This window comes from Streptomyces sp. NBC_01335, assembly GCF_035953295.1.
In the GTDB taxonomy this organism is placed as follows: Bacteria; Actinomycetota; Actinomycetes; order Streptomycetales; family Streptomycetaceae; genus Streptomyces.
Window position 1 is genome coordinate 4,770,969 of the sequence record NZ_CP108370.1, and the last position, 24,364, is coordinate 4,795,332.

The 24,364-nt window shown below is 72.3% G+C and carries 20 protein-coding genes and 2 tRNA genes; 10 read left to right on the forward strand and 12 right to left on the reverse strand.

Annotated features, from left to right (window positions below):
- The first annotated feature begins 38 nt into the window (after nt 1-38).
- Entirely contained in the window at nt 39-2,771 is a 2,733-nt protein-coding gene (gene ppc, locus OG599_RS20610; RefSeq protein WP_327177451.1) for a phosphoenolpyruvate carboxylase, read from the forward strand.
- A 239-nt stretch (nt 2,772-3,010) separates the two neighbouring features.
- Here ppc and OG599_RS20615 read toward each other — a convergent pair whose 3' ends face one another.
- Together OG599_RS20615 and OG599_RS20620 are read right to left on the reverse strand one after the other, a co-directional pair.
- Nucleotides 3,011-3,481 carry a hypothetical protein gene (locus OG599_RS20615; RefSeq protein ID WP_327177452.1) on the reverse strand — a complete coding sequence of 157 codons (471 nt, stop codon included), beginning with the start codon at nt 3,479-3,481 and terminating at the stop codon, nt 3,011-3,013.
- A gap of 112 nt (nt 3,482-3,593) precedes the next feature.
- Nucleotides 3,594-4,910, reverse strand: a complete 1,317-nt coding sequence (locus tag OG599_RS20620) for an MFS transporter (protein ID WP_442809482.1) — start codon at nt 4,908-4,910, stop codon at nt 3,594-3,596.
- A gap of 115 nt (nt 4,911-5,025) precedes the next feature.
- Here OG599_RS20620 and OG599_RS20625 point away from each other — a divergent pair, with 115 nt between their 5' ends.
- Nucleotides 5,026-5,478, forward strand: coding sequence for a winged helix-turn-helix transcriptional regulator (locus OG599_RS20625; RefSeq protein WP_327177453.1), 453 nt, complete (start codon nt 5,026-5,028; stop codon nt 5,476-5,478).
- A gap of 157 nt (nt 5,479-5,635) precedes the next feature.
- On the opposite strand, the gene OG599_RS20630 is transcribed toward OG599_RS20625, so the two are convergent.
- A complete protein-coding gene (locus tag OG599_RS20630; RefSeq protein ID WP_327177454.1) occupies nt 5,636-6,154 on the reverse strand; it encodes a hypothetical protein in 519 nt (172 codons plus the stop codon).
- 184 nt (nt 6,155-6,338) lie between these two features.
- On the opposite strand from OG599_RS20630, the gene OG599_RS20635 reads away from it, so the two are divergent.
- A tRNA-Ala gene (locus OG599_RS20635) sits at nt 6,339-6,412 on the forward strand.
- Between the two features lie 37 nt (nt 6,413-6,449).
- Nucleotides 6,450-6,818, forward strand: coding sequence for a hypothetical protein (locus OG599_RS20640; RefSeq protein WP_327177455.1), 369 nt, complete (start codon nt 6,450-6,452; stop codon nt 6,816-6,818).
- Between the two features lie 50 nt (nt 6,819-6,868).
- On the opposite strand, the gene OG599_RS20645 is transcribed toward OG599_RS20640, so the two are convergent.
- From OG599_RS20645 to OG599_RS20660, 4 genes are all read right to left on the reverse strand, one after another.
- Nucleotides 6,869-8,842 (reverse strand): amylo-alpha-1,6-glucosidase, encoded by a 1,974-nt coding sequence (locus OG599_RS20645; RefSeq protein WP_327177456.1) that lies wholly within the window; start codon nt 8,840-8,842, stop codon nt 6,869-6,871.
- Nucleotides 8,839-10,239: an MGH1-like glycoside hydrolase domain-containing protein gene (locus tag OG599_RS20650; RefSeq protein ID WP_327177457.1), complete on the reverse strand. Its 1,401-nt coding sequence runs from the start codon at nt 10,237-10,239 to the stop codon at nt 8,839-8,841. The genes OG599_RS20645 and OG599_RS20650 overlap by 4 nt, the downstream gene beginning before the upstream one ends.
- Nucleotides 10,236-11,048, reverse strand: coding sequence for a sugar phosphate isomerase/epimerase family protein (locus OG599_RS20655; RefSeq protein ID WP_327177458.1), 813 nt, complete (start codon nt 11,046-11,048; stop codon nt 10,236-10,238). The genes OG599_RS20650 and OG599_RS20655 overlap by 4 nt, the downstream gene beginning before the upstream one ends.
- A 162-nt stretch (nt 11,049-11,210) precedes the next feature.
- On the reverse strand, nt 11,211-12,257 hold the full coding sequence (locus OG599_RS20660) for a zinc-dependent alcohol dehydrogenase (RefSeq protein WP_327177459.1): 1,047 nt from the start codon (nt 12,255-12,257) through the stop codon (nt 11,211-11,213).
- Between the two features lie 134 nt (nt 12,258-12,391).
- On the opposite strand from OG599_RS20660, the gene OG599_RS20665 reads away from it, so the two are divergent.
- The 5 genes from OG599_RS20665 to OG599_RS20685 all read left to right on the forward strand — a co-directional run bounded on the left by OG599_RS20665 (nt 12,392) and on the right by OG599_RS20685 (nt 18,030).
- On the forward strand, nt 12,392-13,795 hold the full coding sequence (locus OG599_RS20665; protein ID WP_327177460.1) for an ABC transporter substrate-binding protein: 1,404 nt from the start codon (nt 12,392-12,394) through the stop codon (nt 13,793-13,795).
- 35 nt (nt 13,796-13,830) lie between these two features.
- The gene (locus OG599_RS20670; RefSeq protein WP_327177461.1) at nt 13,831-14,811 is read left to right on the forward strand and encodes a carbohydrate ABC transporter permease; all 981 of its coding nucleotides are present in this window, start codon (nt 13,831-13,833) and stop codon (nt 14,809-14,811) included.
- Between the two features lie 77 nt (nt 14,812-14,888).
- A complete protein-coding gene (locus OG599_RS20675; protein ID WP_327180115.1) occupies nt 14,889-15,755 on the forward strand; it encodes a carbohydrate ABC transporter permease in 867 nt (288 codons plus the stop codon).
- Nucleotides 15,756-15,844: 89 nt separating this feature from the next.
- Nucleotides 15,845-17,071 carry an ROK family transcriptional regulator gene (locus tag OG599_RS20680; protein ID WP_327177462.1) on the forward strand — a complete coding sequence of 409 codons (1,227 nt, stop codon included), beginning with the start codon at nt 15,845-15,847 and terminating at the stop codon, nt 17,069-17,071.
- A gap of 41 nt (nt 17,072-17,112) precedes the next feature.
- Entirely contained in the window at nt 17,113-18,030 is a 918-nt protein-coding gene (locus OG599_RS20685; RefSeq protein WP_327177463.1) for a Gfo/Idh/MocA family protein, read from the forward strand.
- 100 nt (nt 18,031-18,130) lie between these two features.
- Here the strand turns inward: OG599_RS20685 and pth are convergent, their stop codons facing one another.
- The 5 genes from pth to OG599_RS20710 form a co-directional block, all read right to left on the reverse strand.
- Complete coding sequence (gene pth / locus OG599_RS20690; RefSeq protein WP_327177464.1) at nt 18,131-18,724, reverse strand: aminoacyl-tRNA hydrolase; 594 nt, start codon at nt 18,722-18,724, stop codon at nt 18,131-18,133.
- Nucleotides 18,725-18,889: 165 nt separating this feature from the next.
- Complete coding sequence (locus tag OG599_RS20695; RefSeq protein ID WP_327177465.1) at nt 18,890-19,474, reverse strand: 50S ribosomal protein L25/general stress protein Ctc; 585 nt, start codon at nt 19,472-19,474, stop codon at nt 18,890-18,892.
- Between the two features lie 273 nt (nt 19,475-19,747).
- The gene (locus tag OG599_RS20700) at nt 19,748-20,728 is read right to left on the reverse strand and encodes a ribose-phosphate diphosphokinase (RefSeq protein WP_327177466.1); all 981 of its coding nucleotides are present in this window, start codon (nt 20,726-20,728) and stop codon (nt 19,748-19,750) included.
- A gap of 120 nt (nt 20,729-20,848) precedes the next feature.
- Complete coding sequence (gene glmU / locus OG599_RS20705; protein WP_327177467.1) at nt 20,849-22,294, reverse strand: bifunctional UDP-N-acetylglucosamine diphosphorylase/glucosamine-1-phosphate N-acetyltransferase GlmU; 1,446 nt, start codon at nt 22,292-22,294, stop codon at nt 20,849-20,851.
- 109 nt (nt 22,295-22,403) lie between these two features.
- Nucleotides 22,404-22,474 (reverse strand) — tRNA-Gln (locus OG599_RS20710).
- A gap of 344 nt (nt 22,475-22,818) precedes the next feature.
- Between OG599_RS20710 and OG599_RS20715 the strand changes: the two genes are divergently transcribed.
- Nucleotides 22,819-24,333, forward strand: coding sequence for a sensor histidine kinase (locus OG599_RS20715; protein ID WP_327177468.1), 1,515 nt, complete (start codon nt 22,819-22,821; stop codon nt 24,331-24,333).
- The last annotated feature ends 31 nt before the right edge of the window (nt 24,334-24,364 follow it).

Genomic DNA, 24,364 nt, shown 5'->3' on the forward strand with positions numbered 1-24,364 from the left:
CCGGATTCGTGCTCAACCACTGCAAGGAGCCGCACACTGTGAGCAGTGCCGACCAGACCCCTGCCGCCAGCAGCCCCGAACTGCGGGCCGACATCCGCCGCCTCGGCGACCTGCTGGGCGAGACCCTGGTACGCCAGGAGGGCCCGGAACTCCTCGAACTCGTCGAACGCGTTCGCGCCCTCACCCGTACGGACGGCGAAGCGGCGGCCGAACTCCTCGGCGACACGGACCTGGAGACCGCGGCGCAGCTCGTGCGCGCCTTCTCCACCTACTTCCACCTGGCCAACGTCACCGAGCAGGTGCACCGCGCCCACGAGATGCGCGACCGGCGCGCCGCGGAGGGCGGGCTCCTCGCCCGTACCGCCGACCGTCTCAAGGACGCCGACCCCGAGCACCTGCGCGAGACGGTCAAGAACCTCAACGTGCGGCCGGTCTTCACGGCCCACCCCACCGAGGCCGCCCGTCGCTCGGTGCTGAACAAGCTCCGCCGCATCGCGGCGCTGCTGGAGACCCCGGTCATCGAGGCCGACCGGCGCCGCGTCGACCTGCGGCTCGCGGAGAACATCGACCTCATCTGGCAGACCGACGAGCTGCGCGTCGTCCGCCCGGAGCCGGCCGACGAGGCCCGCAACGCCATCTACTACCTGGACGAGCTGCACGCCGGCGCGGTCGGCGACGTCCTCGAAGACCTCTCCGCCGAACTGGAGCGCGTCGGCGTCCCGCTGCCCGCGGGCACCCGGCCGCTGACCTTCGGCACCTGGATCGGCGGCGACCGCGACGGCAACCCCAACGTGACGCCCGCCGTCACCTGGGAGGTGCTGATCCTCCAGCACGAGCACGGCATCACCGACGCCCTCGAACTCGTGGACCACCTGCGCGGACTGCTCTCCAACTCCATCCGCTACACGGGCGCCACCGAGGAGCTGCTCGAGTCCCTCCAGGCCGACCTGGAGCGCCTCCCGGAGATCAGCCCGCGCTACAAGCGGCTGAACGCCGAGGAGCCGTACCGGCTCAAGGCCACCTGCATCCGCCAGAAGCTCGTCAACACCCGCGACCGCCTCGCCAAGGGCACCCCGCACCGCCCCGGCTGCGACTACCTCGGCACCTCCGAGCTCCTCGCGGACCTCACCCTGATCCAGACCTCGCTGCGCGAGCACCGCGGCGGCCTCTTCGCCGACGGCCGGATGGACCGCACCATCCGCACGCTGGGCGCCTTCGGTCTCCAGCTCGCCACCATGGACGTACGCGAGCACGCCGACGCCCACCACCACGCCCTCGGTCAGCTCTTCGACCGGCTCGGCGAGGAGTCCTGGCGCTACACCGACATGCCGCGCGACTACCGGCAGAAGCTCCTCGCCAAGGAGCTCCGCTCCCGCCGCCCGCTCGCCCCGACCCCGGCTCCGCTGGACGCGGCGGGCGCCAAGACCCTCGGCGTCTTCCACACCATCCAGGAAGCCTTCGAGCGGTTCGGCCCCGAGGTCATCGAGTCCTACATCATCTCGATGTGCCAGGGCGCCGACGACGTGTTCGCCGCCGCCGTCCTCGCCCGTGAGGCGGGCCTCCTCGACCTGCACGCCGGGTGGGCGAAGATCGGCATCGTGCCGCTGCTGGAGACGACCGACGAGCTGCGCGCCGCCGACGTCATCCTCGACGAGATGCTCGCCGACCCCTCCTACCGGCGCCTGGTCTCGCTGCGCGGCGACGTCCAGGAGGTCATGCTCGGCTACTCGGACTCCTCGAAGTTCGGCGGGATCACGACCTCGCAGTGGGAGATCCACCGCGCCCAGCGCCGGCTGCGCGACGTCGCCCACCGCTACGGGGTGCGGCTGCGGCTCTTCCACGGCCGCGGCGGCACCGTCGGCCGCGGTGGCGGCCCCTCGCACGACGCGATCCTCGCCCAGCCCTGGGGAACCCTGGAGGGCGAGATCAAGGTGACCGAGCAGGGCGAGGTCATCTCCGACAAGTACCTCATCCCGGCGCTCGCCCGCGAGAACCTGGAACTGACCGTCGCGGCCACCCTGCAGGCCTCCGCCCTGCACACCGCGCCGCGCCAGTCCGACGAGGCGCTGGCCCGCTGGGACGCGGCGATGGACACCGTCTCGGACGCCGCCCACGCCACGTACCGCAAGCTGGTCGAGGACCCGGACCTGCCCGCGTACTTCCTCTCCTCCACCCCGGTCGACCAGCTCGCCGAGCTGCACCTGGGCTCGCGCCCGTCGCGCCGCCCCGACTCGGGCGTCGGACTCGACGGACTGCGCGCCATCCCGTGGGTGTTCGGCTGGACCCAGTCCCGCCAGATCGTCCCCGGCTGGTTCGGCGTCGGCTCCGGCCTCAAGGCCCTGCGCGAGGCCGGTCTCGACACCGTCCTGGACGAGATGCACGGTCAGTGGCACTTCTTCCAGAACTTCCTGTCCAACGTCGAGATGACGCTGGCCAAGACGGACCTGCGCATCGCCCGCCACTACGTCGACACCCTCGTCCCCGACGAGCTGAAGCACGTCTTCGACGTCATCGAGGCCGAGCACGCCCTCACCGTCCAGGAAGTCCTGCGGATCACCGGCAACACCGAGCTCCTCGGCACCAGCCCGGTCCTCCAGCAGACCTTCGCCATCCGCGACGCCTACCTGGACCCGATCTCCTACCTCCAGGTCGCCCTGCTGAAGCGCCAGCGCGACGCCGCCGCGGCCGGCGAGGAAGCCGACCCGCTCCTCGCCCGCGCCCTCCTCCTCACCGTCAACGGTGTGGCGGCGGGGCTCCGCAACACCGGCTGATCCAGCGGTACGTACAGCGTCGGGCGCCCCTGTCCGGACCTCGGGTCCGGGCGGGGGCGCCGTCGCGTCGGGGGAACGGGAGGCCCGTGCCCTCCGCTTCTACGCGGACGATCCGGTGTCCGCGGTCGCGGCGCCGAGGGCGGGCGGCAGGTCTTTCCCCGGCTCAGCCACCACCTCGGGTCCCTGAGGGCCGCCTGGTCGGTCCCCGGCGGGTACGCGCCTGGCCCGGTGGCGGCCCCTCACAGCGCGAGGAACGTCGCCACCAGCAGCGCCGCTCCCGTGACGCCCGCCGCCCATGCCGTACGGGTCAGCCGCAGGCCGCCGCCCAGGACCAGGGAGGCCAGGATCAGTGCGCCGCCCAACGGGAGCCAGGCGTGCAGGAATCCGGGGACCCCGGTCCGTACGGCCTCGGCGCTGCCCGGCTTCAGGACCACCGGGAACTCGTCGCCCCGCTGCGCGGCGACCGAGCGCGTGACGATCACGCCCGAGCGCGGCGGGGACTGGGCGTCCGGGGTGTACGGCCCGGTGCAGGTGTCGTCGCCGCAGCCGGTCACCGTCAGCGTGCCGTGCTCGCGGCCCTTGGCCAGGATGATGTGGTGCGCGGTCTCCCACGAGGCCCACGCACCCGCGACGAGCAGCAGCAGGGTGACCAGGGCCATCGCGCCATTACGGCCGATCAGGGCCGCACTCTGGGAGGGGGTCCGCTTCATGGAGGCCGATCTTTGGGCAGGACGATGCCCTCGGTCAACTTGCGGTCGAAACGGGGCGGATTAGCGGGGGGAATGTGGGGAGTTGGGTGTTCCGGAGCGCGGAACGAGGAGCTCAGCCCGGCATGCCCGTCGTCGGCCCCGGGGCGGCGTCCCGGGTGCAGGCCCAGAGCGCGAACGCGAGGCAGCTGACGGCGGCGCCCAGGGCGCACACCGCTCCCCAGCCGGCCGCCGCGTAGAGGGAGGTCGCGGCGAGGGCGCCGGTGGCGCTGCCGACCGAGTAGAAGACCATGTAGCCGCCGATCAGCCGGCTGCCCGCCTCCGGGTGCAGCGCGTGGATCAGGGTCTGGTTGGTGACGTGGACGGCCTGTACGGCCAGGTCGAGGAGGATCACGCCGACGAGCAGGGCCCAGAGCGAGCTGCGGACGAAGGTCAACGGCGCCCACGAGACGGCGAGCAGCGCCAGGGCGATGCCGGTGGTCCGCCCGGAGAGCCCGCGGTCGTTCAGGCGCCCCGCCGCCGTCGCGGCCAGCGCGCCCGCGGCCCCGACCAGTCCCCATGCCCCGATCGCGGTGTGGGAGAAGGAGTACGGGGGTGCGCTGAGCGGCAGCGCGAGGCTGCTCCACAGGATGCTGAAGGCCGCGAAGATCAGCAGGCCCAGCAGGGCCCGGAGCCGCAGCAGCCGCTCCCGGGCGAACAGGGTGACCGTGGAGCGCAGCAGCTGTCCGTAACGCAAGGGCTCCGGCGCGGTGTTGGTGTGGCGCGGCAGCACGCGGTACAGGACCAGGGCGAGCAATGCGGTGAGTACGGCCGAGGCGAGGTAGACGGAGCGCCAGCCCGCGAGGTCGGCCATGAAGCCGGAGACGGTGCGGGCGAGCAGGATGCCGAGGACCACGCCGCTGGTCACCGTACCGACGACGCGTCCGCGCCGGGCGGGCGGCGCGAGCGACGCCGCGTAGGCCACCAGCGTCTGCGTGACGACGGCGAGGAGCCCCACCCCTGCCATGCCCGCGAGGAGGGCAGCGGCGCTGCGGGCGGTGGTGACTGCTGCCAACGCCGCTACCAGGAGCAGCAGTTGGGTCACGACGAGGCGGCGGCGGTCGGTGACGTCGCCCAGCGGTACGAGGAAGAACAGGCCCAGGCCGTACCCGGTCTGGGTGAGGGTGACGACGGCGCCGAGCAGCGCCGGGCTCAGGGAGAGGTCGTGGCCCATGGTCACCAGGAGCGGCTGGGCGAAGTAGACGTTGGCGACCGCGGCTCCGCAGGCGACGGCGAACAGGGCGACGAGGCCGCGTTGCGCGAGCGGCGCCGTCCGCCCGGAGGGCGGGACTTCCGACACACCGCGGCCCGTGCCCCGGGGCGGGGCGGATCCGCCGCCTTCGGCGTCCCGGAGCGTGGCCGGCGGTTCCACGGTTCTGTCGTCGTCGAGCACGCGGCATCCCTCCGGCAGGCGTGGTTGCAAGGTGCAACCAGTGGCGACGGTAGCGGCCTTTGGTAGCATCATGCAACCGGTTCGCGTGGTGCGTGGTGGAGGAATGGAGGACGGCATGGTGACCAGAACGCGCTTCGACGACAGCGACTGCCCCGTCGCCCGGTCCGTGGACGCGATCGGCGACTGGTGGTCGCTCCTGATCGTGCGCGACGCCTTCGACGGGAGCCGCCGCTTCGGGGAGTTCCAGCGAAGTCTCGGGGTGGCGAAGAACATCCTCACCGCACGCCTGCGCGCCTTGGTCGCGGGCGGGGTCCTGGAAACCGTCCCCGCCTCGGACGGCAGTGCCTACCGCGAGTACGTACTGACCCCGAAGGGCAAGGCGCTCTTCCCCGTCGTCGTGGCGCTGCGGCAGTGGGGCGAGCAGAACTTCTTCGCCCCCGGCGAAGAACACTCGCGGATGGTCGACCGTGAGCAGGGGGAGGGCCTGCGCGCCCTGGAGGTCCGGGCGGCGGACGGGCGGGCGTTGGGGCCGGACGACACCGTCGTGCGGAAGGTGCCCCCGGGCTGAGCCTCGTCACCCCAGGGGGCCGCTCACCTCAACCCGGGGGCCGTTCCGGTGCCGGGCGCCGGAGCGGGCGGGCCTGAACGGCTCCCTCGGCTTCGGGGGCGGCGCTCGGGGGAAGTGCCGCGCTCACGGGAAGTCCGCGCTCACGGGAAGTCCGCGCTCAGGGGAAGTACAGGGACGCCTTCTCCAGCACGTGGCCGGTGAACATGCCGCCCCACACGGTCCCGCCCCGGTACAGCGTGGTCCGGGTGGCACCGGAGGCCGTTTCGACCGTGAGGGGGCGGCTGATCAGTGACGTGTCGAGGATCCGGGCGTCCTGGGCCGCCCACCGGGCCGCCTCGGGCTGGACGCGGGTGCTCACCAGTGCGGGGAGTACCTGTGCCACGTTGCGGGCGCCGGGGATGCCTCCGCGCACGCTCTTCGCGTAGCTCATGGCCCAGTTGGTGAACTCGGCCAGTGTGGCCACGTCGATCTCGGGGACGGCCGCCGCGAAGACGAAAAGCTCGGCCTTGGTCCCGAACCACCGGGCCTTGCGGTCGGCACGGAAGCCGGTCACCGAACGGTGGCCCTTCCAGTCCGACACCCTCACCGTGCAACCGTCGGCTTTCAGCCGGTCGTGGAGCGCCGTGAGGTACGTGTCCGCCGCGTCGGCGGCCGGATCGGTCGCGGGCTGATTCATGCGCGAATTCTCCAACGCCCTTGCCGTGCAAGGGAAGAGGGGGTGCGCGAGGCGGGTCCGGTGGTGCGCTCGGTCCGCCGTGGCCGGGACGCCCGGTCGTGGTCCGCAGGACGCCCCGGTGGGTTGCCGGCCGCGCGTATTCGGGTGTCGTGCGATGCGTTCCCGCATACGATCACCGACGGGACGGGCTCGTGGCGCAGTGGCTGTCGCGCCTTCACGGCATGGAGGAGGGCGCCGGTTCGAATCCGGCCGGCCCGTCCTGTCCCGTATCAGGAGTGAACGGGAGAGGGACGACATGACCGGCCGGCCGACGACCACGACGCTCTGGCGCCCCACCGGGCCCGAGGAGCTCGCCCTGGTGGAGGCATCCGGCTGGCGGGCGTGGCCGCCCCGGCTGCCGGAGCAGCCGATCTTCTACCCGGTGCTCGACGAGGAGTACGCGATCACGATCGCCCGGGACTGGAACGTCCGGTTCGACGGGGCGGGTCACGTCACGCGGTTCGAGGTGGAGCGCGAGTTCCTCCGCCGCTACCCCGTCCGGCAGGCCGGTGGCCGGACCATCCTGGAGCTGTGGGTTCCGGCGGAGGAACTCGACCTGTTCAACGCGCACATCGTCGGCCCGATCCGGCTGGTCCACACGTTCCGCGAGGTGCCCGGGGCCTGAGCGTACGGGAGGGGGACGGCCGTCTCCGGCCGCCCCCCTCCCGTACGGACTCACTCCGCCGCCGTCTCCCGGAGCGCCGTGAGGATCGCCAGCGGGGTCGCCGCCGCCCACGCCTGCGGGGAGCAGGAGTGCGGGTAGGGGACCGGGCGCGGGTGGTCGGTGCGGCCGTAGCCGGCCATGACCTCGGGCAGCCGGTCGCCGTGGTGGCCGGCCGCGTCCAGCAGGCCGCGGGCGACCGCGCGGACCTCGTCGGCGAGGCCCGCGCGGGCGAGGCCGAGCACGACGACCGCGTTGTCGTGCGGCCAGGAGGTGCCCCGGTGGTAGGAGAGCGGGTGGTAGCCCGGCTGTCCCGCCGCGAGGGTGCGGATGGCCCAGCCCGAGAAGAAGTCGGGCTCCAGCAGTCTCCGGCCGACCCGGCGGGCGTGGTCCTCGTCGAGGATGCCGGACCAGAGGAGGTGGCCCGCGTCGGAGGCGAGCGAGTCGACCTGCCGGCCCTTGCCGTCCAGCGCGAGGGCCGGGAAGTCGGGGCCGGTCATCCAGAAGTCCCGCAGGAAGCGTTCCCGCAAGTCCTCTGCTGCCGAGCCCAGTTCATCGGCCCAGTCGGCGTCGCCCCAGACGGTGCGGGCGAGCCGGGCCGTGCGGACCAGGGCGTCGTACGCGTATCCCTGCGCTTCCGCGACCGCGATGGGCCCCTCGGCCTGGGTGCCGTCGAGGAAGCAGATCGCGCCTTCGGAGTCCTTCCAGTTCTGGTTGACGAGGCCGCCGGGGTCCGGGGTGTAGACGAGGTAGCCGCTGTCGGCCAGGCCGCCGTCCCGGAACATCCAGGCCACCGCTGCCCGCGCCTGCGCTTCGAGGCGCACGGCGAGCGAGGTGTCGCCGGTGGTGACGGCGTGGGCGTCGAGCAGGGTCAGGAAGAGCGGGGTCGCGTCCACCGAGCCGTAGTAACGGCCGTACGGGACCTGGCGGAACGCGGCCAGCTCGCCGTGCCGGATCTCGTGCACGATGCGGCCCGGCTGTTCGCCCCGGAACGCGTCGTACTCCGTGCCCTGCGTCGCCGCGAGCGCGCCGAGGGTGGCCGCCGCGAGCGCGGGGCGGTAGGGGAGCGCGAAGTGCGAGGTGAGCAGGGCGTCCCGGCCGAAGAGCGTCAGGAACCACGGCACCCCCGCCCCCGGTACCCGCAGCTCCTCGCCGTCCGGCCCGACCGCGGGCACCCGCAGGGCGGCCAGGTCGCGGAGCCCGCGCCCGCAGGCCGCCGCGAGCCCCTCCGGGGCGTCGGCGGGGAGCGGGAGCGGCGCCCCCGCACCCGCGAGGCGGGTGAACTCCGCAGCGTCCAGGTCCTGTTCGGCGACAGCCGCGTCGGGGGTCACCAACGGTCCGGGCGCCGGGGCCCCGTGCGGCTGCGCCACCACGGTCAGCAGCAGCTCGACCGCGCCCTGGGCCGGCACCTCCAGGTGCCAGAGCAGGTGCCGGGCGGTCGACTCGCCCTCCACGGCGGCGACTTCGGCCGGCGCGGGGGAGGCGGTGACCGTCGTCCGTGACAGCCAGTCGGCGCCGCGTTCGTACGAGAAGACGACCCCGTCCGGGGTGGGGACAGCGGTGCGCCGCGCCCCGGTCTTGTCGTACCGGCGGTTGTCCGACCGGAGTTCGAACTGGTCGGCGAAGTCGGCGTCCACGGTGAGGCCGAGGACGGCGGAGACGGGGGCGTCACGGTTGCTGACGACCCGGACACGTTCCGTCAAACAGCCTTCCCCCAGGGCCTGTGCGCGGAAGACCGTGTAGGCGGGCGGCTGGTCGCGGGTGCCGGGCGGGGTCAGTACGCACTCCGCGCCCGTCTCCCCGGCGGACGGTACGAGGACGCCCGGTACGGCGCCGTCCACGCTCAGCGTCCAGCGGCTGAGGTGGCGGGCGTCCCGGCGGAAGAGGCCGTCCGGGGAGGCGCCCCGGCGGCCGGTGATCCCGCCGTCCGCGCCGAGCACGGCGAACGTGCCGGCGCGTACCAGGGTGGGGCCGGTGGCTGCCGTCACGCGTCCGCTCCGATCGCCTCGTCCTGCGGGAGCCCGGAGCCCTGGGCGTCCTCGTCCGGGCGCTCCGCCGCCACCAGCAGGTCCAGTGCCAGCGCGGCCGTCCAGCCGAAGTCACGGGTGCCGCGGGCTCCGGCGGTGAACGGGTCCACGTACTCCGCGAAGCCGCTCTCCCCGGCGGCGGTCAGCATCGCCGCCCGCAGCCGGTCGGCCGCGGCGGTCCGTCCGTACTGCCGCAGCCCGCGCTCCATCAGCCAGTTGGTGTTGAACCACGCGGGTCCGCGCCAGTAGCGGGACGGGTCGAAGGCGGCGCCCCCGAAGTCGTACGAGGGGACCATCGGGACCTCGCCCAGGCGGAAGGCGGTGCTCTGCGCCGTGCCGATCAGCGCGTCCACGATCTCCTGGGGGAGGCCGGGGACGATCAGCGGGATCAGTCCGGTGACGCTCTTCTCCGGGATCAGCTCGTCGCTCACCAGGTCGCGGCAGAGGAACATCCCGGCCTCCGGGGACCAGAGGCGTTCCACCAGCGCTTCGGTGAGGAGCGCCGCGCGCCGCTCGTGCGGGGCCGGGTCGGCGCCCGTCTCGGCGGCGATGCGGGCGAGCGCGTGCTCCGAGACGATCAGCAGCGCGTTGACGCAAGGGTCCTCGACGGCGAAGGCGTGGCCGGCGCCCGCGTCGGCGTAGCCGCCGTCGCGGTAGTCGGTGGCCAGGCGCACGTAGCGCCCGTAGTCGAGGTCGGTGGGCCGCTCGGACGGCTGGCCGTGGTCGAGGTCCGCGCGCCGGTACGAGCCGGTGGCGGCGGGCTCCACGCGCTGCAACGGCGCGTCCCAGCACGGGCTGTTGTCCATGCCCGGCTCCCACGGGTGGACCGTGGCGGCGAGACCGCCGCCGCCCAGGTTCCGCGCGCCGGTCAGGTAGTCGTGCCAGGCGGCGAGGCGCCCGTACACCCGGGGCAGGAAGCCGCGCCGGCGCGAGTCCTGCGGGTCGGCGAGGTGGACCAGCCAGGCGGCCAGTGCGTGCACCGGCGGCTGCACGATTCCGGAGGTCTCGGTGCCGGCGGGGGCTCCGGCCGCCGCTCCGGCGCTCGACGAGCGCCAGAAGTCGGGGCTCGGGAAGTACGCGTCGTGCGGCACCGCCGGGTTGAAGACGATGTGCGGGACGCGGCCGTCCGCCCACTGGGCGTGCAGCAGGGTCTCCAGTTCGCGCTGGGCCCGGCGCACCGAGAGATGGCGCAGGCCGATCGCGATGAAGGCGGAGTCCCAGCTCCACTGGTGCGGGTACAGCCCGCGGGACGGGACGGTGGAGGCGCCCATCCAGTTGCCGAGGAGGACCCGTGCAGCGCCGCGCCGGAGCGTCTCCGCTTCCCCGGCCGCGGGGGACTCGACGAGGAGGGAGGTCACGCGCCCGACCTCCGCAGGAACGCCGGGATGGAGCGGACGGCCTCGACCGGGTCGCCGGTCAGCCGGCACTCGGCGGCGAGGTAGCCGTCGAAGCCGATGGTGTGCAGCGCGCCGATCCAGGCCGGCCAGTCGAGGTGGCCGGCGCCCGGCTGGAACCGGTTGGAGTCGCTGACCTGGGCGTGGCCGATGTAGGGGGCCGCGGCGAGGATGGCGGCCGACGGGTCGGCCTCCTCGATGTTCATGTGGTAGCTGTCGATGCCGATCTTCACCGAGTCCAGGCCCACGGTGCTCAGCAGGTCGACGGCCTGGTCCAGCCGGTTGACCATGTGGTCCTCGTACCGGTTGAGCGGCTCCAGGTAGAGGGTGACGCCCTCCTTGCGGGCGTGCTCGCCGAGCTCGGTCAGCCCGGTGAGGAGGACCTCGCGGTCCTCCTCCTCGGAACGCGGCGGCTCGAACGGAGGCAGCCGGCGGGAGAACATCCCGTACGAGGCGGGGGTCTGCACACCCCGGGCGCCGATCTCGGCGGCGACGCTGAGCTGCGACTTCATCTGCTCCAGTGCGTCCTTGCGCAGGCCGTCGTCGAAGGCCGCGAAGAAGTGCAGCATCTCGACGCAGACGGTCGGCATGACGACGCCGTCGGCGAGGGCCTGCTTCAGCTCGGGGAGGCGGTCACGGAAGTGGAAGTCGCCCCGCGAGCGCAGCTCGACGGCGTCGAACCCGGCGTCCTGGGCGAACGCCCATTTCTCCTGGAGCGTGTCACCGGGGAGCAGCTGCTCCTGGCAGGCGGTCTTCAGCGGGGTCTTCAGCATGGGTGGCCTTTCGGCGCGGCCGGCGGGCAGCGCGCGGGGGAGGGGCGAGGCGGTGGTGCGGGGCCGGTACGGGGACGGGCAGGACCGTCCCCCGTACCGGCGGGGCGTGGGCCGGGAGCGGCGGGGCGTGGGCCTTACCGACGGGCCGTGGGCCGGAGCGGCTCAGAACTCCAGGACGACCTGGAGGGCTTCGGCGGGGCGCTCGTCCAGCAGGACGTAGGCGTCGGCGGCTTCCTCGACCGGGACGACATGGCTGACCAGGGACTTCACGTCGACCAGGCCCTCGGCGACGAGGGAGAGGAAGGTCTGCTGGAGCCGCTCGACGGTCCACCGGCCGGCCAGCTGCGGCGGCACTCCGCCGATCTGCGAGCAGATGAGCTGGACGCGGTTGTGGTGGAACTCGTCGCCGAGCCGCAGCCCGGCGCCGTCACCCTGGTAGAAGCCGGAGGCGACGACACGGCCGCCCACGGTCACCGAGCGCAGGGCCTCGTGGAGCGCCGGGTAGACGCCGCTGATCTCGATGGCGACGTCGGCGCCGAGGCCGCCGGTGGCCTCGCGGACGCGCTCGGCGACGCTGTCGGTGCGGGCGTTCAGGGTGCGGCGGGCGCCGTAGGCGCGGGCGGTGTCGAGGCGGCCGTCGAGGGCGTCGACGGCGGTGACGCGGGCACCGTTGAGCTGGGCGAGGCGGGTCGTGAGCAGGCCGATGACGCCCTGCCCGAAGACGGCGACCTCTTCGCCGAGGTGGATGTCGGCGGCGAGCACCGCGTTGTACGCGATGGCGCCGACGCGGGCGAAGGCGCCCGCCAGCGGCTCCAGACCGGCCGGGAGGGTGTGGCCGACCATCCGCTCGGCGGGCACGATGCCCTCGCTGCGGTGGCCCCAGATGCCCCAGACCAGATCGCCCACGGCGGGCATGCCCGGGACCTCGACCAGCTCGGGCGAGACCTCGGTGACCTCGCCGACCTCGGAGTATCCCCAACCCGCCACCGGGTACTCGATGCCCGCCGCGCCGTCGCGGAAGATGCGGGCCTCCGCGTCCCAGGTCCGCGTCAGGTACGGGTTGGTGCCCCGGTAGGCGGTGAGCTCGGTGCCGGCGGAGATGCCGGAGTAGCGCGTACGGACCCGGAGGTGGCCCGCGGGCAGGGCGGCGCTCTCGTGCTCGGCGACTTCTACCTGGCGGGGGCCGGTGAACTGGACGACGCGTTCCACGGGGGTCTCCGTTGGTGCTGGGAGGTGACTGCTGCTGACTTAGGTCGAAGATATCTCAGAGTTATGTCTTGTCAATAAGCAAAAGTGATGGTGGGATGCGTCATGAAAGTGCGTAAGTGGCGTGAGGACACAGCATGGTGATGAAGACCCGACGGTCGAAGGCGACCCTGTTCGGACTCGCCGCGACCCTGGGCGCCGGCCTGCTCGCGGGCTGCTCCGGCAGCACCGGTGCCGAGAAGCCGGACAACCGGATCACGGTGTGGTCGCAGGAGAACCTGGCGCCGCGCATGGCGGCGACCAAGAAGGTGGTCGGCCGGTTCGAGAAGGAGACCGGGATCAAGGTCGACCTGGTCGGCGTGGACGAGGCCCAGCTCCCGCAGCTGATCATGTCCGCGGCCGCCGCCGGCGACCTCCCCGACGTCATCGGCGCCGTCCCCATGGGCCAGGTCTGGCAGATGTACGGCAGCGGCCTCCTCAACACCGAGGTCGCCGGGAAGGTCGTCCACGACCTGGATGCCGGGACCTTCAACGCCAACGCGCTCTCCCTCACGAAGGACGCCGGAACCACCCTCGCCGTCCCCTCCGACGCCTGGCTCCAGCTCCTCGTCTACCGCAAGGACCTCTTCGCCAAGGCCGGACTCGACGCACCGGACACCTACGCGAGCGCGCTGAAGGCCGCCAAGACGCTCGACAAGGGCGGCGTCGACGGCATATCGCTGGCCACCGACCCCTCGGACGCCTTCACCCAGCAGAGCTTCGAGGACCTCGCCCTCGCCAACGGCTGCCAGCTCGTCGACGACGACGGCGAACCCGCCCTCGACTCCGCCGCCTGCCGCACCGCCTTCGCCGCCTACGACGAACTGGGCGGAAAGCACGGCGCCCCCGGCACCCAGACCGTGGACTCCACCCGCGCCACCTACTTCTCCGGCAAGTCCTCCATGATGGTCTGGTCCTCGTTCCTCCTGGACGAGCTGGCCGGCCTGCGCTCCGACGCGCTGCCCAGCTGCGCCGCGTGCAAGGACGACCCCGGGTTCCTCGCCCGCAACACCGGCATCGTCACCTCGCTCCAGGGCCCCGACGGCAAGGAACCCGCCCAGTTCGGCGAGATCACCTCCTGGGCCGTCACCAAGACCGCCGAGACCGGCGCCTCCGCCAAGTTCATCGAGTACATGATGGGCAAGGGGTACGAGGACTGGTTCGGCATGGCCCCCGAGGGCAAGATCCCCGTCCGCACCGGCACCACCACCGACCCCGGCGCCTTCCAGAAGGCCTGGCGCGCCAGCGTCATGGGGGTCGACAAGCGCGAGTCCATGCAGAAGGCCTACCCCTCCGAACTCCTCGACCGGCTCGTCGCCGGCGTCGGCGACATGCAGCGGTGGGGCCTCACCCAGGGCCAGGGCGCCCTCGTCGGCGCCACCAACGGCGAACTGCCCGTCGCCAAGGCCATCGGAGCGATGACCAGCGGCCAGACCTCACCCGACGAGGCGGCCGAGGAAGCCGACGACGAAGTGGCAGCCCTCCAGAAGTCCCTCCAGTAGCCGCACGGCCGCTCTCCCCCCGAGGTAACCGACCCATGAGTACGAAAACCAGCGGCGCGACGGTGCGCCGCGGCAGCCCACGGACCACCAGCAGCCGGGAGAACCGCGCGGGCCTCGCCTTCGTGACCCCGACCTTCCTGGTCGTCCTGGTCGTGGTGATCCTGCCGATCCTGTGGACCGTGCTGCTCGCCTTCCAGAACGCCAAGCTCGTCGACATCCAGGAGAACGGCCTCTTCGGCCACTGGACCCTGGACAACTTCCAGCAGGTCTTCGGGTCGCCCGGCTTCTGGAGCAGCCTCGGCACCACTCTGCTCTACACGGTCGGCGCCACCGCCGGCTCCATCGTGCTCGGACTGGTCGCCGCCCTCGCCCTGCGCAAGCCGTTCCGGGGGCGCGGCATCCTGCGCGCCTCGATGCTGCTGCCGTACGTCGCCCCGGTCGTCGCCGTCTCCTTCGTCTGGGAGGTGGCCCTCAGCCCCCAGTACGGCATCGTCAACGAGTGGGGCAGCAAGCTCCTCGGGTGGGACGACCCCATCGCCTTCCTCTCCACCCGCTCCTACGAAGTCAGCCTGCTCGGCGCCCACTTCGACATCCCGCTGGCGCTGCTCACGGTCATCGCCTTCGAGTCCTGGCGCTACTTCCCGTTCGCCTTCCTCTTCATGCTCGCCCGCCTCCAGGCGGTCCCGGACAGCCTGGAGGAGGCCGCCACCGTCGACGGCGCCACCATCTCGCAGCGCTTCCGCCACATCCTGCTGCCGCAGATGATGCCCGTCATCGCCCTGCTGTCCGTCCTGCGCTTCATCATGACGTTCAACAAGTTCGACGACATCTACCTGCTCACCGGCGGCGGTTCGGGCACGGACGTCGTCGCGGTCCGCGTGTACGACTTCCTCACCTCCCGCTTCGACGTCGGCGCGGCCTCCGCCCAGGCGCTGATCCTCGCCCTCGTCCTCATGGTCCTGCTGGGCCTCTACTTCATGTTCTTCGGCAAGAAGGTCCAGGAGGAGTCGGCATGACCCACGCCCCGTCCGTGACTCGGCCGCAGCCCACCCGGCCCACCCCCACCGCCACCGCCGCCCCGCGCCGGAAGCGCATGAGCCGCGCCCAGTTCGAGGACCGGTTCTTCGGCATCGCCCGCTGGGTCGTGATCGCCTTCCTCGCCGTGATCACGATCGCGCCCTTCTACTACATGCTGCTGCTGTCGGTGAAGCCCATCGACTCGCTGCTCGTGGACCCCGGAAACCTCTGGGTCTCCTCGAAGGACTTCACCCTCGACACCTACCGCAGTGTCCTGAGGTCCACCGAGGACGGCGGACAGGGCTTCCTCGGGATGCTCGGCAACTCGGCCCTGGTGGCCCTCGCCACCGTCGCCCTGACGCTGGCCGCGGCCGTGCCCGGCGCGTACGCCGTCAGCCGCCTCAAGTTCTTCGGCAGCCGGCACGTCAGCGCCCTGTTCCTGGCCGTCTACCTCTTCCCGGCCACCCTGCTCGCCGTCCCGCTCTTCGTGATGTTCGCGAAGATGGGGCTCTCCGGCAGCCTCGTCGGACTCGCCATCGTCTACATCGCGCAGACGGTCCCGGTCTCGATCTACATGATGAAGAACTACTTCGTCACCATCCCGTTCTCCGTCGAGGAAGCCGCCGCCATCGACGGCGCCTCCCGCCTCCAGACCGTGCGCAAGGTGATCCTGCCGCTCGCGCTGCCCACCCTGATGGCGACCGGGCTCTACGTCTTCATGATCGCCTGGAACGAGTTCCTCTTCGCGCTCCTCTTCCTCGCCGCCGACCCGGACAAGTGGACGGTCTCCCTCGGCCTCCAGCAGCTCGCCAACGGCATCGAGGTCTCCAAGACGGTCCTGATGGCCGGTTCGGTCATCCTCACCATCCCCGTGGTAATCCTGTTCTTCGCCTCCGAGCGGCTCCTCACCGAGGGACTGACCAGCGGCGCGGACAAGGGCTGACAACCTGACAGCGAGCGGCCCCGGCTGATGCCGGGTCAGTGAAGGCCGGCCCGCGGGGGCACGGGAGACGGGACGAGGACGGCGACGACATGGCAGGAAACCAGGCGAGCGCGGGACACCTGCTGCGGCTCATCCGCAGCGGCGAGGCCACCACGCGCGGGGAGCTCCAACAGGCCACCGGCCTCTCCCGATCCACCGTCGGACACCGCCTCGACCAGCTCTTCAAAGCCGGCTGGCTGCGCGGCGCAACCGGCACCTCCACCGGCGGACGCCCCTCCGCGCGGCTGGAGTTCGACCCCACGCACGCCGTGGTGCTCGTCGCCGACCTGGAGACCCGGCACGGCCGTGCCGCCGTCGTCGACCTGTCGGGGAAGATCCTCGCCGAACGGACCGGGAGCCTGGTCATCGCGGACGGCCCCGACACCGTTCTCGACCGGCTCGCCCACTGGTTCGGCCCGCTCCTGGAGGAGGCGGGGACCGCCCCGGACCGGGTCTGCGGCGTCGGCCTCTCCGTGCCGGGACCCGTCGACTGGGAGAGCGCCCAGGTCGTCCAGCCGCCGATCATGCCCGGCTGGGACCGCTTCCCGGTCCGCGAGCGGATGCGCGCCGCGCTCGCCGAACACCTCGGCGCGGCCGCCTTCGGCCCGACCGCCCTGGACCCGGACGCGGGGGCGGACCAGCTCCCCGTCTACCTCGACAACGACGCCAACCTCATGGCGCTGGCCGAACAGCGCGAGAACTACGCCGACTGCGGCGCGTTCGTCCTGGTGAAGGCGTCCACCGGCATCGGCGCGGGCATGGTCGTGGGCGGCGAGATGTACCGGGGCATCGACGGCGGCGCCGGCGACATCGGCCACATCCGCCTGCACGACCGGCCCGACGCGCTCTGCATGTGCGGCTCCTACGGCTGCCTCGCCGCCGTGGCCAGCGGCCGGGCCATCGCCGAACAGCTCACCGCGGCGGGCATCCCCACCGCCTCCGGCTCCGACGTGCGCCGCCACCTCGCCGCCGGACAGCCCGACGCCCTCCGGCTCGCCCGCGCCGCCGGACAGCGCGTCGGCGAAGTGCTCGTCACCGTGGTCACCCTTCTCAACCCGGGCGTCCTGATGCTCGGCGGCGACCTGGCGAGCACCCCGTTCCTCACCGGGGTGCGCGAACTCCTCTACCAGCGGGCGATGCCCCGCACCACGGCCCACCTCCAGGTGGTCACCACCTCGCTCGGCGACCGCGCCGCCCTCGCCGGGGCCGCCGTCATGGTCGTCGAGCGCCTCTACGACCCCGACCGGGCCGACGCCCGCCTGGGCGCGCTCGCCTGAGCCCGCACGCCCCTCGCCCCGCACCCCCGATGGAGAACCCCATGCCCCAGCCCCCCGCCACCAGCACCCCGACCGGCGCCTGGCCGCACCCGCCGGTCCGCGTCGGCCTGGTCGGCGCGGGGCCGTGGGCCCGCACCATGCACGCCCGGATGCTGGCGGCCGGACCCGAGACCACCCTCACCGGTGTCTGGGCCCGCCGCCCGGAGGCCGCCGCCGAGGTCGCCGACGCCTACGGCACCCGCGCCGCGGGCTCCTTCGAGGAGCTGCTCGACGGCTGCGACGCGGTCGCCTTCGCCGTACCGCCCGCCGTACAGGCGTCGCTCGCCCCCCGCGCCGCGAAGGCCGGCAAGGCCCTGCTGCTGGAGAAGCCGCTCGGCGCCGACCTCGCCGCCGCCCGCACGGTCGCCGACGCGGTCGCCGAACACGGCGTGGTCTCGCAGCTCGTCCTCACCAAGCGCTACCACCCCGCGACCCGCGCCTTCCTCGCCGAAGCGGCCGGCCGCGAGGTCTCCGGCGCCCGCTCCTGCTACCTCCACGGGGCTTTCCTCGGCGGCGAGTTCGCCACCTCCTGGCGCCTGGAGCACGGTGCGCTGCTCGACCTCGGCCCGCACCTGCTGGACCTGCTCGACAGCGCCGTCGCCCCGATCGTCTCCGTACGGGGGACCGGCGACCCCCGCCGCTGGATCGAGCTGACCTGCGAGCACGAGAACGGAGCGGTCAGCCAGGCGTCCCTCTCCGGGAGCGTCCAGCTGCCCCGCGCCCGGACCCGCATCGAACTCTTCGGCCCCGGCGAGGAGTTGGTCTACGACACCGCCGGCATCGACCACGAGGAGTGCTGGCCGGTGCTCCGCCGGGAGTTCGCCGACGCCGTACGCACCGGGACCGGCACCGGCATCGACGCCGCCCGGGGGCTGCGCCTCCAGCAACTCCTCGACCAGGCCCGGCCGGACGGAGCCTGACGCCCACGCGGAGGCGGCTCTCCCGCAGGTCGGCCGACCTGAGCCGCGGAGAGGGAGTCGCCGCTCCCGCGGACCGGCCACCGACGCCCCCCCCGGACGCTCAGGAGTTGTACGTCCCCTGAGCCCGCTCCAGCCCGTCCGCGAGCAGCGACTCCACCGAGTCCGCCGCCCGGTCCACCAGGTAGGCGAGCTCCTTGCGTTCGGTGGAGGAGAAGTCCTTCAGCACGAAGTCCGCGACCTGCATCCGGCCCGGCGGGCGGCCGATGCCGAAGCGCACCCGGTGGTACTCCGGGCCCATCGACTTGGTCATCGACTTCAGCCCGTTGTGCCCGTTGTCGCCGCCGCCCAGCTTCAGCCGCAGCGCGCCGAAGTCGACGTCCAGCTCGTCGTGGATCGCGACGACGTGGTCCGTCGGCACCTTGTAGAAGTCGCGCAGCGCCGTCACCGGGCCGCCCGACAGGTTCATGTACGACTGCGGCTTCGCCAGGATCACGCGCCGGTTCCCCGGTCCGGGCGGGCCGATGCGCCCCTCCAGCACCTGCGCCTGCGCCTTCTGCGCCCGCTTGAACTTCCCGCCGATCCGCTCCGCCAGCAGGTCGGCGACCATGAAGCCGACGTTGTGCCGGTTCGCGGTGTACTCGGGGCCGGGGTTGCCGAGGCCCACGATGAGCCAGGGGTCGGTGACGTCGGACATCTGCGCGCTGTCTCCTCGGATGCGGGCCGGGCGGAACGGGCCGGAGTGCGGGGGCCGGTACGGGTCGTACGGGCCAGGTGCCCCGCACAGGCCGACGGGGCGGCGGACTCCCGGGAAGGGAGGCCGCCGCCCCGTCGGTCAAGCAGGTCGGTGCGAGACGGAGGCTCAGGCCTCGGTGGTCTCGGCGGTCTCGGCGGCCGGCTCCTCGGCCTGCGCGGAGACGACCTGGAGCACGATGGCGTCCTCGTCACCGGAGAGCACGGAGCCCTTCGGCAGCGTGATGTCCTTGGCGAGGATCGAGTCACCAGCGGTCAGGCCGGCGACGGAGACCGTCACGGACTCGGGGATGTGGGTGGCCTCGGCCTCGACGCTCAGGGTGTTCTGGACGAACTCCAGCAGGAAGGCGCCCGGGGCCAGGTCGCCCTCGGTCTCGACGGCGATCTCGACGTTGACCTTCTCGCCGCGCTTGACGGTCAGCAGGTCGACGTGCTCGATGTTGCCCTTGAGGGCGTTGCGCTGCACGGCCTTCGGGATGACCAGCGCGCTCTTGCCGTCGATCTCGAGACCGATCAGGACGTTCGGCGTGCGGAGCGCGAGCTGGAGCTCGTGGGCCGGCAGGTTGACGTGCACGGACTCGGCGCCGTGGCCGTAGACGACTCCGGGGACCAGGTTGGCGCGACGGGCGCGACGGGCGGCACCCTTGCCGAACTCGGAACGGGCTTCGACGGCGAGGTTGATCTGGTCGGCCATGGCTGCACTCCTCGTGAGGTGACGAAAATGGACTGGTCACCCGGCCACGACTTGATGGCCTGCTACGAAGAGCGCGTCGATAACGGACCGCCGTACATGAGTACGGCCTCCCTCGCCGAGCAACTCCGTGAGTCTACCCGGCGGGGAGGCCGTCCCCCAAGTGGATCAGTACCGCCCGCACCAGCGCCCCGCTGACCTGCGGGTTACTCGTGCAACGTGGCGGAACCGTGTGCAGCGGTCAGAGCCGACGCGTACCGGTCAGGTACGTACCGGTCAGTGCTCGTCGCTCTCGAACAGGCTGGTGACCGAACCGTCCTCGAAGACCTCGCGCACCGCGCGCGCGATCGTCGGGGCGATGGAGAGCACCGTGATCTTGTCGAGCTCCAGCTCGCCCGGGGTCGGCAGGGTGTCCGTGAAGACGAACTCGCTGACCTTGGAGTTCTTCAGCCGGTCCGCGGCCGGGCCGGAGAGGACACCGTGGGTGGCCGTCACTATGACGTCCTCGGCGCCGTGCGCGAACAGGGCGTCGGCGGCGGCGCAGATCGTGCCACCGGTGTCGATCATGTCGTCGACCAGGACACAGACCCGGCCCTCGACGTTGCCGACGACCTCGTGGACGCTGACCTGGTTCGGAACGTCCTTATCGCGACGCTTGTGCACGATCGCCAGCGGGGCGTCCAGACGGTCGCACCAGCGGTCGGCGACCCGTACGCGGCCGGCGTCCGGGGAGACGATCGTCAGCTTCGAGCGGTCGACCTTGGCACCGACGTAGTCGGCGAGGATCGGCAGCGCGAAGAGGTGGTCGACCGGGCCGTCGAAGAAGCCCTGGATCTGGTCGGTGTGCAGGTCGACGGTGAGGATGCGGTCGGCACCCGCCGTCTTCATCAGGTCCGCGACCAGACGCGCCGAGATCGGCTCGCGACCGCGGTGCTTCTTGTCCTGGCGGGCGTAACCGTAGAACGGCACGATCACCGTCACCGAACGTGCCGAGGCGCGCTTCAGCGCGTCCAGCATGATCAGCTGCTCCATGATCCACTTGTTGATCGGAGCCGTGTGGCTCTGGATCAGGAAGCAGTCGGCTCCGCGCGCGGACTCCTGGAAGCGGACGTAGATCTCACCGTTGGCGAAATCGAAGGCCTTCGTCGGCACGAGACCGACACCCAACTGGTGTGCGACCTCCTCGGCCAGCTCGGGGTGGGCGCGGCCGGAGAAGAACATCAGTTTCTTCTCGCCGGTCGTCTTGATCCCGGTCACAGCACAGTCTCCTCAGACGTGTATCTGACCGTTGCACGCATGTGTCCCGATGTGCAACGTGCCAGCCGAAATGGGTGAGCATCTATCACGGTACGCCGACTCCGGCGCACGTGTTTCCGGTCAGCTTTCGCCGTCGGAATCCTGCGTGGCGGCCAAGGCGGCCTGAGCGGCGGCGCTTCCGGGCCGCTTGCGCGCGACCCAGCCCTCGATATTCCGCTGCTGGCCCCGGGCCACGGCCAGCGAACCTGCCGGTACATCCTTGGTGATGACCGAGCCCGCGGCGGTGTAAACCCCGTCCCCGACCGTGACCGGTGCCACAAACATATTGTCCGAGCCGGTACGGCAGTGCGAGCCGATCGTGGTGTGGTGCTTGTTCACCCCGTCGTAGTTCACGAACACGCTGGCCGCGCCGATGTTGCTGTGGTCGCCGATGGTCGCGTCGCCCACGTAGGACAGGTGGGGGACCTTGGTCCCCTCGCCGATCGTGGCGTTCTTCATCTCGACGTACGTACCGGCCTTCGCCTTCGCGCCGAGCTTCGTGCCAGGCCGCAGGTAGGCGTACGGGCCCACGGTGGCACCGGGGCCGACCTCGGCACCGTCGGAGACCGTGTTGTCGACCCGGGCGCCCTCGTGTACCACGGTGTCCTTCAGCCGGGAGTTCGGGCCGACCTCGGCGTCCTCCGCGACGTGGGTGGCGCCGAGCAGCTGCGTACCGGGGTGCACCACGGCGTCCTGCCCGAAGGTGACCGTCACGTCGACCAGCGTCGACGCCGGGTCCACGATCGTCACGCCGGCCAGCATGGCCTGCTCCAGCAGCCGCTGGTTCAGCAGGCGGCGGGCCTCGGCGAGCTGTACCCGGTTGTTGATGCCGAGGATCTCCCGGTGGTCCTTCGCGACCGAGGCGCCGACCCGGTGGCCCGCCTCGCCGACGATCGAGAGCACGTCGGTGAGGTACTCCTCGCCCTGGCTGTTGTCCGAGCGCAGCTTGCCGAGCGCGTCCGCGAGCAGCCGGCCGTCGAAGGCGAAGACCCCGGAGTTGATCTCCCGGATCGCGTGCTGGGCCGGGCTCGCGTCCTTGTGCTCGACGATCGCGGTGACCGCGCCGCTGACCGGGTCCCGCACGATCCGGCCGTACCCGGTGGAGTCCGGCACCTCGGCGGTGAGCACGGTGACGGCGTTGCCGTCCGTGGCGTGGGTGGCGGCGAGCGCGCCGAGCGTCTCGCCGGAGAGCAGCGGGGTGTCGCCGCAGACGACGATCACCGTGCCCTCGACCCCGCCGAGCTCCTGGAGCCCGATGCGGGTGGCGTGGCCGGTGCCGTTCTGCTCGGCCTGGAAGGCGGTGCGTACACCCGCGTCGTGCGCTTCGAGGTGCGCGACGACCTGCTCGCCGGCGTGCCCGACCACCACGACGAGCCGCTCGGGGGCGAGTTCGCGGGCGGCGGCGACGACGTGCCCGACGAGCGAGCGCCCGGCGACCTCGTGGAGGACCTTGGGCGTCTTCGACTTCATGCGGGTGCCTCCACCCGCTGCGAGGACGACGACTGCTGCGGGGCTGCTGGCGCTCACGGATGTGCCCTTCGGCTTTCGGGTGCGGTCACCCGCAGGATACCGGGGGTGCACCTGCCGGAAACGGGCGCGGGCCCCGACCGGTGAGGTCGGGGCCCGCGTCGAAGAGCTCCCGGGGAAGGAATCGAACCCTCATTCAATGGACCAAAACCATTTGTCCTGCCATTAGACGACCCGGGATGGATTGCCCTATGTGCCCGATTCTGTGGAACCGGGTGATCGGCAGCCCCTACTATGCCGTACCCCCGCCCCTCGATGCGACGGTGCGGATGGGTACTTTTCGGGATGTGCGAGGCAAGCCGTCTCCGGTGTTCGATGTCGGAATTCAGCCGCAGGCGCCGCCGCCCACCCGCCGGTGGCATCGATCACGTGGCCGTGATCGCCCGGAAAACCCTCTGCTGCTGGTAGGCCTCGTGAAGCGCCGCTTCCTGGGATCCCTCCCCGGCTCCCCCCGTCGCTCGAACACGTGTCGTGCTGTTGCGGTCACCCGAAAATGGGATGCGCCCGCCCGTAGGGTGGATGGCATGACCGCAACGGGGGCAGACCGGGAGGCGGCGGGAATGACCACCCGCGGCTACTGGTGGTGGGAACGGCGGCGCGGTGTCGCCCTGGACGTCGGGCTGGCGCTGGTCTCGGCGCTGGAGTGCGGGCTGGAGGGGATCCAGTTCGCCCAGGAGGCCCGGCTGCCGGTACCGGTCGGCGTGCTCTTCGGGCTGCTGGCCGGGTCGGTCCTGGTGCTGCGGCGCCGGTGGCCCATCGTCGTGGTGCTGGTGTCGATCGCGACCACGCCCGCCGAGGTCGGCTTCCTGATGGGCCTCGTCGGCCTCTACTCGCTCGCCGCCTCCGACGTACCGCGCAGGATCACCGTCGTCCTGACCGGGATGTCGCTGGTCGGCAGCTTCGTCGTCACGTTCGTGCGGCTGAGCCGGAACCTCGTCGACCAGGCGTCCTCCGCCGCCGTGCCGGGGGACTGGTACGCCCCGGTCGTCTCCCTCTTCATGGCGCTGGGTCTGACGGCGCCCCCACTCCTCTTCGGCCTCTACATCGGCGCGCGCCGACGGCTGATGGAGAGCCTGCGCGAACGGGCCGACTCGCTGGAGCGGGAGCTGTCGCTGCTCGCGGACCGGGCCGAGGAGCGCGCGGAGTGGGCGCGTACGGAGGAGCGGACCCGGATCGCCCGCGAGATGCACGACGTGGTGGCGCACCGGGTGTCCCTGATGGTGGTGCACGCGGCGGCGCTCCAGGCCATCGCGCCGAAGGACCCGGCGAAGGCGGTACGGAACGCCGCGCTCGTCGGCGACATGGGGCGCCAGGCGCTGACCGAGCTGCGCGAGATGCTGGGCGTGCTGCGCAGCGGGGACACCCTGGTCGCGCCGCGTACGGGGGCGGGCGCGGGGCCGGGCCCGGGGGACGGCCGCCAGCCGCTGGCCTCGGTGGGCCGGGCCGCCGCTGCCGCGGCCGCCGCCGCGTCGGCGCCGGAGGACGGGCCGCGCCTCGGCGAGCTGGAGGCGCTGGTCGCCCAGTCCCGGCAGGCGGGCATGACCGTGGAGCTGTCGGTGGACGGCGACCCGCGCCCGTACGCCCCGCAGGTCGAGCGGACCGCGTACCGGGTGGTGCAGGAGGCGCTGACCAACGTGCACAAGCACGCGGCCGGCGCGAAGACGTGGGTACGGCTCGCGCACCGCGAGGCGGAGGTCGCGATGCAGGTGGAGAACGGCCCGTCCGACGCCGCTGCCGCCGACGCCCACCTCCCGAGCGGCGGCAACGGGCTCGTCGGGATGCGGGAACGGGTGACCGCGCTCGGCGGTGTCTTCGTCTCGGGCCCGACCGACGCGGGCGGCTTCCGGGTGTCGGCGGTGCTCCCGGACGCGCCGGTGGCCGACGTGGCGGTGGCCGACGTGGCGGAGGTCGCGGACGTTCCTGAGGCCGTGGACGTCCCGGAGGTCGTGGTCGCCCCCGAGGCGGAGTCCGTACCGATCGAGGTGCTGCCGGGACAGGGTGGCGCTCGGAAGGCGGCGGGCGAGGCCGGGGCGCGGTAGCGCCTTTGAGCCGGTCCGTGCGGCAGCCCCC

Bases quoted from the DNA above. Each gene is read 5' to 3' on its own strand.
- OG599_RS20670 (WP_327177461.1), top strand. From the start codon at position 13,831: ATGAGTACGAAAACCAGCGGCGCGACGGTGCGCCGCGGCAGCCCACGG.
- pth (WP_327177464.1), bottom strand. From the start codon at position 18,724: ATGTCCGACGTCACCGACCCCTGGCTCATCGTGGGCCTCGGCAACCCC.
- OG599_RS20615 (WP_327177452.1), bottom strand. From the start codon at position 3,481: ATGAAGCGGACCCCCTCCCAGAGTGCGGCCCTGATCGGCCGTAATGGC.
- OG599_RS20630 (WP_327177454.1), bottom strand. From the start codon at position 6,154: ATGAATCAGCCCGCGACCGATCCGGCCGCCGACGCGGCGGACACGTAC.
- OG599_RS20675 (WP_327180115.1), top strand. From the start codon at position 14,889: ATGAGCCGCGCCCAGTTCGAGGACCGGTTCTTCGGCATCGCCCGCTGG.
- OG599_RS20655 (WP_327177458.1), bottom strand. From the start codon at position 11,048: ATGCTGAAGACCCCGCTGAAGACCGCCTGCCAGGAGCAGCTGCTCCCC.
- OG599_RS20625 (WP_327177453.1), top strand. From the start codon at position 5,026: ATGGTGACCAGAACGCGCTTCGACGACAGCGACTGCCCCGTCGCCCGG.
- OG599_RS20695 (WP_327177465.1), bottom strand. From the start codon at position 19,474: ATGGCCGACCAGATCAACCTCGCCGTCGAAGCCCGTTCCGAGTTCGGC.
- OG599_RS20715 (WP_327177468.1), top strand. From the start codon at position 22,819: ATGACCGCAACGGGGGCAGACCGGGAGGCGGCGGGAATGACCACCCGC.
- OG599_RS20665 (WP_327177460.1), top strand. From the start codon at position 12,392: ATGGTGATGAAGACCCGACGGTCGAAGGCGACCCTGTTCGGACTCGCC.
- OG599_RS20685 (WP_327177463.1), top strand. From the start codon at position 17,113: ATGCCCCAGCCCCCCGCCACCAGCACCCCGACCGGCGCCTGGCCGCAC.
- OG599_RS20680 (WP_327177462.1), top strand. From the start codon at position 15,845: ATGGCAGGAAACCAGGCGAGCGCGGGACACCTGCTGCGGCTCATCCGC.
- OG599_RS20640 (WP_327177455.1), top strand. From the start codon at position 6,450: ATGACCGGCCGGCCGACGACCACGACGCTCTGGCGCCCCACCGGGCCC.